The sequence below is a fragment of the Massilia scottii genome (genome assembly GCF_030846495.1).
In the GTDB taxonomy this organism is placed as follows: domain Bacteria; phylum Pseudomonadota; class Gammaproteobacteria; order Burkholderiales; family Burkholderiaceae_D; genus Telluria_A; species Telluria_A violaceinigra.
Genome location: NZ_JAVCWM010000065.1, coordinates 1 through 1,643, shown reverse-complemented (window position 1 = coordinate 1,643; position 1,643 = coordinate 1). Strand labels below are relative to the sequence as shown.

The 1,643-nt window shown below is 57.8% G+C and carries 1 protein-coding gene; it reads left to right on the top strand.

From position 1 onward, the window contains the following. Positions 1–100 precede the first annotated feature (100 nt). Positions 101–1,483, top strand: a complete 1,383-nt coding sequence (locus tag RBA41_RS33260) for an IS1380 family transposase (protein ID WP_306628623.1) — start codon at positions 101–103, stop codon at positions 1,481–1,483. The last annotated feature ends 160 nt before the right edge of the window (positions 1,484–1,643 follow it).

The following is a 1,643-nucleotide window of genomic DNA, read 5'->3' as shown; positions in this document are numbered from 1 at the left end:
CTGAATTTTGCACAAAAAAGGGCAAGAATGCCGTAAGTCATTGATAAAATGTGAGTTATCGAGAAACACAGTTATCAACAAAAACGCCACCTTGCCCGACATGAATTCTACCTCAGAGCAGCTCCGTTTTGCATCGATTCCAGCCCACAGCGTCCGCGCCGATTTTGCCGGTGGCGGTTTGTCGTCTGATCTCGGTCCGGTTCTGCTGCGCGGCGTTGACCTTCAGATCGGTCTGACCAAGCGCTTGGCCGCAGCTTTGCCCGACCGGCGCCATCAGAGTTACGTCAGCCATTCGTATCACGATCTTCTGACGCAGCGCATCTACCAAATCGGCTGCGGCTACGAGGACGGCAACGACGCGAATAGCCTGCGCCACGACCCAATGTTCAAACTTGGCGCGGCCCGTTTGCCGTTTGATGCCGCCGCCGCGCTGGCATCAGGAGCGACGATCTCGCGCTTTGAACACGCTGCAAGTCGCCAGGATATTTATCGCGTCAGCGAGGCTCTGGTGGAACAATTCATCGCCAACTTCGCCAGCCCGCCGAAGAGCTTGATTCTCGATCTGGATCACTCCGAGGATGCGTGCTACGGCCAGCAGCCGCTGGCGTTCTACAACCACCACTATGGTTCGACCTGCTACTTGCCGCTGATGATTTTCGACGGCCACTCGGGCGGCTTGATCGCGGCAGTGCTGCGACCCGGAAGGCGACCATTTGGCGAAGAGAACGCGATGATCATGCGGCGCGTTCTGAAGCGGATTCGTCAGCACTTCCCCGATACTCATATTCTCGTCCGTGGCGACGGACACTTCAGTGGGCCTGAATTAATGGGCCTGATCGACAGCATGTCGAACGTGGACTTCATTTTCGGTTTCGCCTGTAACCCCAAGCTCCTTGCGATGGCCGAGCCGACCAGACTTCGCGCCATCGACCGGTGGGTGGCTGCGCAATCGCAAGACGTGGCGCCAAACGCGGTGCGTCTGTTCGATGAATTTACTTACAAGGCGCGCTCGTGGCCGAGGGCCTGGCGCGTGCTGCTCAAGGCCGAGGTCATGGCGCTTGGCGAGAACACGCGCTTCATCGTCACCTCGCTGCCAGGACTCGATGCAGGCATGTTGTACGAGGATATTTATTGCGCGCGCGGTCAGGCCGAAAATTACATCAAGCATCTCAAGGATGACCTCGCCGCCGACCGCACTTCCTGCACCAGCTTTCTCGCCAATTGCATGCGCTTGTTGCTGCACGCGGCGGCCTACATCCTGCATCAGCAACTGCGCACCGAAGGGCTGCGCCATACCGCGCTGTCGCAGGCGCAGCCATCGACGGTCATTGCCAAACTGTTCAAAATCGCCGTACAGGTCAGGCAGTACAAGAACAAGATCGTTCTTCATCTACCAAGCGCCTGCCCAGTCAAACATCTGCTCCAAACGTTGACCGAAAGACTGTGTTTGACCACGCCGGCCAGGTCCTTGAACTCGTCCTGAGTAAAACACGTCCGGTCAGCCGAGAATTGACCACTCCGTCGCCAACATCCACCTCATACCGCTCCATTTGATATCCCGATTGATTGGGTAAGGGGGCGTATCGTCCGCGACATCGTGATCACCACTGAGGCGCGAATGTAGCGCCGAGGCGGCGCTGCGG

Excerpts from the sequence above, each read along its gene's own strand:
- RBA41_RS33260 (WP_306628623.1), top strand. The coding sequence starts at position 101 with ATGAATTCTACCTCAGAGCAGCTCCGTTTTGCATCGATTCCAGCCCAC.